This is a genomic window from Bacillus sp. BB081, assembly GCF_008368895.1.
Classification (GTDB): Bacteria; Bacillota; Bacilli; order Bacillales; family Bacillaceae_G; genus Bacillus_A; species Bacillus_A wiedmannii.
In genome coordinates this window covers 226,199-232,272 of the sequence record NZ_QOZX01000018.1, presented here as the reverse complement: position 1 = coordinate 232,272, position 6,074 = coordinate 226,199, and the positions used below count along the sequence as shown (strand labels likewise).

The following is a 6,074-nucleotide window of genomic DNA, read 5'->3' as shown; positions in this document are numbered from 1 at the left end:
TATCAAATATGTTAGGAATAGATACGCCAACAAAAAAGGCAATCCCTCCTAATAATATATGTATATATATCCCTTTAAACATTATATTTAATTTAAGTTCTTTCCTCACTAAATATATTCTTAAAAAGCATACTGTAAATTCTACAACAACCATTACAAATGTTGCGCCTAAAGCGCCTAAGTATGGAACTGTTATTAAATTAAGAGATAAGCTTAATACTGCCCCTATCACTAAAGGTACTAAAAACTGTTTATCTTTTTCAAATACCAGCGCATATTGATTCGCAAATACTCCACCTAAAGGTATAAATATAATTATTAAACTTACCCAAAACATTAAATTTGACATAGGAGCAAACCCTTTTCCGAAAAACCACGGTACAAATTCAAAAGAATTAACCATTACTACAACACAAAATAATATAGAAGTTACCAACGTATAATCCATTGATTTTTTTAAGATTTTATCAACTTCAATACCATTATTTTTCGCAACTAAATTTGACATTTTAGGTAGTAAAACTATACTGAGTGATGTAATAATAGTTAATACTATCCTTGCAATTTTTTGTGAGTGATCGTAATATGATAATTCTATTGGACCAGCAATCATACCAACAATGGTTTTATCGAATGTGATATACAATTGAATGCAAAGTTGTGGAATTAGCAAAAGGAAAGCTCCTCGAAAAAATTTTTTAAAAGTAGCCCTGTCAAAAGCAAATTGGGTTATATATTTTTTTATACTAACCCAAAAAACTAGATTGCCTAAAAAATTGCCTACAGATAAAATTAATATATATTTCCATAAGTCGCTTTCATTTTTAATAACTATAAATATTAAAATTAATGTTATAGATTTTATCGCTATATTTCTCAATACAATTTTCTTAAATTTTTCGATCCCCATATAAAACCAAGATATATCAAATATTACACTTATTAGAAAAGGCAACTGCAACCAAAAATACAGCTGATAATTTTGAGCACCATACATAACGAATAGTATATATCCTAATAAAACTATCGCCCCTGTTATTAATTGTATAATCCAAAGGTTCCAGAATGTACTATTTAAAACGCATTGAGAATCCCTAACCTTCGCAATATTTCTAACCCCAAATTGTGCCATCCCCAGTAAAGATATTACAGTTAATATTTGTACAATAGAAAAAGTATAACTATTAATCCCTAGAGCCTCTACTCCTAAAGTTCTAGCTAAAAAAGGCAATGTGATAATAGGGATAATAATAATAAACATTTGATAAAGAGCATTATACAAGAAATCATGTATAATATTTTTCATATTGATCCCTCTACTTATCTTTCATCTTTTAATTACATCAATCTAATAAATTGAGTGCAAAGTTGGTAACTCGAATTGATGCCTTTCCATCATTAAATTCATCAACATACTCATATTTAAAGTTTTTTATATCACGCTGTAAGTTTATATTATCTATATAATCCTCAACACTTAATAATATCTCTTTTAATTCTTCAAATGAATATGCTATTGGTCCTGGAACAAAATCTTGATAGTTAAAATAAAACTCTCTATTTATTTTTATATAACTATCATAGTCATATGGGTAGAATATTACTGGCTTTTCTAAAATACAATAATCCAAGAAAACAGAAGAATAATCTGTTATTAAAATATCAGTAGATTTTAATAATGTTTCCAAATCATCAACGCCAGTAACATTAGTAACACTACCACCATACTTACTTAAATCATTTTTAAGATTCCTTACATTCGGATGTAGTCTAATTAATAAATTTACCTTATCAAATACTCCTTTATTCTGTAAGTCATCTAAATCTATCGGTAAATCAAACGATTCCAGGGTTTCTTGTCGAAAGGTTGGGGCATATAAGATATTTATCTTATTACGATTTTCTTCCTCCTTTTGTACTGCATATAAAGAATCATTACGCGGTAATCCCATATTCAACAACTTTTCCTTACTAACATTTAAGGCTTTCGATAAAATTTCGCCCCAAAAATCATTAGGAACTACAAGATAATCGGTTTGTTCTCCTTCTTTAATCCAGCTATTTACTAATTCCTTATCAATTTGTTGAAGCCCTATATCTAAACCGATTTTCTTTAAAGGAAGCCCATGCCATAATTGAATATAAGTAATTCCTTTTTTCTTCTTTAAAAATGCTTCTTTATTACAGTTATCTATCCAAATCTTAGAAGTATACATATGGTAAAAATATCCTATACTTTTCCTTCTGACAATTGTAATATTCTCATATTCATTTGGAATTTTAGCCTTATCATCTAATACCCAAACATATTTTAAGTCGCTCCTCTTTTTATACATTTCTTCAAAAACATATCGAGGACTACATGAAAAATGCTCTCCTCGATACGATGTATACATTACCTTCTTTTTATTTATAGGGAACATATAAAAAAGAGCATATACAACCGAACTTATCAATCGATAGACTTTATATTTAAAATTAGCTTTCAAATTAATTTCTCCTCATCAACTAATAATCTAATTCACTATCTCATTTCAACCTTCAAATAATTTTAAAAATAATACAAAAAGAGCCTTACAATAATAAAAAGGCCCTTTTTCCACTCTATAATTTATGTTTTATATCAAAATCTTCAACGTAACGTTTCTTAATTAAAAATAACAATACAAGATATACAACAATATCATTATCATAACCTAAATATTGCAAGGACATTATTAATACTAACGGTAAAATAAAAACTATACAAAATTCACCCTTATATCCTCTTAAACCTAATATTAGTTTCCTAAACAATCCCAAAAGGAAAAGAATATATATACACACTCCAATAATTCCTGTTTCCATGGCAATATTTATAATGAAATTATGCATATTAGTATTAACTAAATAATGAGGTACATATTGCATTAAAAAGCCATAACTGGAATATATACCGTTTCCAATCATATAGTGAGTCTCATTAAAATGCTCAAAGAAGGCTTTCCATAATGAAATTCGGGAGGCACCCCCATCTGTACTTGGATCCCCTATTCTTAGAATAACATCTGTAACAACTTCAATAAATCCAAATAACAACATAGGGATTAAACATATAACAAAAAATTTAATATAATTATTCTTTATATATATTTTTTTATAAAAAAGATATATAAACGGAATAATCATCGCCATTTGAGCTGTTCTGGACAACAGAAGCATTACATTAATAACAAATATAGAAAGCATTAGAAACTCCCTAATTTTAATCTTATCATTTAGTATAAAATTAAAATACAACAGTTGTACTAAGAATAATTTTGAGGCCCAAATATTTTTATTACTATGACCAAATATTGGATCTGCCCCTCTACTGATAGCATAAGCATCAATAGAGTTTTGTATATTCAAGAAGTAGCTTAAGGACAGATTTTGACTCATATATACATATATTATTTGTATAAAACTTAAAATAATTATTAACTCTAAACACAATTTAAACCGCTTATTAAATTCGGAATCTATTTTTACCTTCTCAATAAAGTTTGGAACCACTAGTAAAAATGCAAGGTTTACAATAAACTTTATATATAAGTTTATTTCAAAATTATTAAAGTAAAAAACATTTAATAATCCCCCATATAATAGGAAGAACAAAAGGTATATTTGCCATCTATTAACTTGTTTAAAATATGGTAAACACATCAAAGTAATTAAAAGAAATAACGGTATATATATTTTCATTTCCAAAAACAAGCTAAATGTTGCAACCATAATAAGATATATAATTATTTTATCATAATTTTTCATTTTCTTTCCTTCCATAGATTCAATACTTTATTTATATAGTTAGTGCTTATATCATTTATTGATTTTTCCCCAGATATTTTTATAAAATAATATATATATATTATTTTTTATTAAAAATATTGATATCCTATGTTTAAGCGGCAAAAATTCACTATTGTCTTTTAAAGTAATAATATCTTTCCTTAAAGCCTCTATATTTTCTCCGTTATCTATTAAGTAATTTAATTTATAGATTTTTAACCTCAACTCTAAAGCACCCATATATTTCACTAAACTCGGATCTTTTTTAATAAAATCTCCTATTAACCTTATTGTATTAGCCAGTGACTGTTCAATTATCGGATTATAACTCTTAGTAATTGAACCTTTTCTTTGTACATAGTAATATGGGGCAAAATCTATACTATCAATGGATTTTGTATAGTATAAATATCGTGGCATAAAACCTACATCTTCAAAGAAAGCACGATTTTCAAAGTATAGTCCATTTTGTTTAATTATTTCTGTCCTATATAACTTGTTCCAAGCTACAACAAAAGGCTCATCATGTTTACACAGAAAGTTCTCTAGAATATTACCATTTAATAAATCTTTATTAAAATAACATTCTTTCTCACGTATCTTACTTGCATCCTCATCTAACCAAACCTTTTTAAATCCACTAATCACCAAATCAAGACTGTCTGCAATAATTTTTTTATACAAAATCTCATACATAGATTTATCTAAATAGTCATCACCATCTACAAACGCTATAAACTCTCCACTAGCATGATTAATTCCCGTATTTCTTGCGGCACTTAAGCCTCCATTTTCTTGAGAAATTATTCGTACACGTTTATCACACTTTGTAAACCTATTAGCGATATTTACTGTATTGTCACTTGAACCATCATTTATAACTAATATTTCAATTTCCTTAATACTCTGCGCAATAAGACTTTCCAAACACTTTTCAATATAATCCTCAACATTATATGCTGCTACAACTATACTAATCTTAGGCTTCTCCATAGTTTACCTCCTTCCATTGATTATATAATTCAATAAATTCTTTATTATATTTGGAATCATTGGACCAAGGACCCATTAAAATATGATTTTCATATAAAGAGTAATCCACCTGAAAAATATTTGCACTATCTTTAAAATAATTTAAACTTGCAAATTTAATTTCCGTTTCAGTATACATATTCCCTAAGTATTTTACCACTTGACTAGCTGTGTGCCCTGTGTCTACTGAATCATCTACAACCAAAATTTTATTTATATTCTTCATCTCTTGTTTATTCATATCAAAATAAATTTCTCTATCTACATTTTGATTATGAACTCCAGATTGAATTTCTTTACGTCTTAAATATTCTTTAAGGGATTTAGGAATAATTTTTATTACAGGTTTTATAAATTCTTTTAACTTATTTCCCTTACGTACTGCTTGAATTTCTAATAACGGCACTCTTAAGTACTCGCTTATTGTTTGTCCTATTAAAAATGACCCCTTAGCTATAAATATAACTACATCTGGCTGAAAATCCTGTTCAATTTTAGTTGCTAATTTTTTGCTTTCTATTTCCAAATTTCTTATTGATAATTCTACACAATTCACTGTATTTACCTCTTTTTATTAATTTAAAAACTCTAGCAAACTTAGTTATATGATGGGCCACCTGTAGGCATTCTTTTTGAACATATTTTGCCCTTTTCAAATTTTCTTTGAATTTCTGTGGATCACCATTAAATTCTTCCATAACATTGTAATTTCTACCTAATTCTATAAATGTATGCGCATCACTACCTATAGCCTTAGTTGTATTATATCTGTTCGCAATTTCTAACTGAATTTCTGAAAAATACCTCTTTATATTTCTACCATTGTGAACTTCAATGATATCAATTAAATCTAGGTTTTTTTGAATCTCTTCTTCCACCAAAACTGTTTTATATCTTTTTTCATCATACGGATGAGGAATATATACTATTCCTCCTTGTTTTTTTATCTCTAACATTGTATCCCTTGGGGATTTTCCCGGGCTTATCTTTTCATTTATAAATAATCCTATTATTTCACCCTTACTAGAAAATATTTCTTCTCCAATAATTACCCTAATAGAATGTTTCTCAAGAAAAGGTTTGAATTTTAGCGCACCCTCAATTTCATCATGATCCGTAATCGCTACCACATTTATTCTTCTTAATTTTAACATGAGCAAATAGAACCACTTGCCTAAAGTACTATCATGCGAATGGCAAGTATGGGTGTGTAATTCGACATTTATTCCCAT

General features: G+C 27.7%; 6 protein-coding genes. All 6 read right to left on the bottom strand.

Features of this window, described 5'->3' with window-relative positions; genetic code table 11:
- Window positions 1-1,306 (bottom strand): oligosaccharide flippase family protein (locus DN394_RS10995; RefSeq protein WP_149293790.1); only part of this gene is annotated, 1,306 nt, incomplete at its 3' end.
- A 37-nt stretch (window positions 1,307-1,343) separates the two neighbouring features.
- Window positions 1,344-2,489, bottom strand: coding sequence for a CDP-glycerol glycerophosphotransferase family protein (locus DN394_RS10990; protein ID WP_149293789.1), 1,146 nt, complete (start codon window positions 2,487-2,489; stop codon window positions 1,344-1,346).
- 115 nt (window positions 2,490-2,604) lie between these two features.
- Window positions 2,605-3,789, bottom strand: a complete 1,185-nt coding sequence (locus DN394_RS10985) for an O-antigen ligase family protein (RefSeq protein ID WP_179953647.1) — start codon at window positions 3,787-3,789, stop codon at window positions 2,605-2,607.
- Between the two features lie 51 nt (window positions 3,790-3,840).
- Window positions 3,841-4,803, bottom strand: coding sequence for a glycosyltransferase family 2 protein (locus tag DN394_RS10980; protein WP_149293787.1), 963 nt, complete (start codon window positions 4,801-4,803; stop codon window positions 3,841-3,843).
- Window positions 4,790-5,398, bottom strand: coding sequence for a phosphoribosyltransferase (locus DN394_RS10975; RefSeq protein ID WP_149293786.1), 609 nt, complete (start codon window positions 5,396-5,398; stop codon window positions 4,790-4,792). Before DN394_RS10975 ends, DN394_RS10980 begins: the two co-directional genes overlap by 14 nt.
- Complete coding sequence (locus DN394_RS10970; protein WP_149293785.1) at window positions 5,337-6,074, bottom strand: PHP domain-containing protein; 738 nt, start codon at window positions 6,072-6,074, stop codon at window positions 5,337-5,339. Before DN394_RS10970 ends, DN394_RS10975 begins: the two co-directional genes overlap by 62 nt.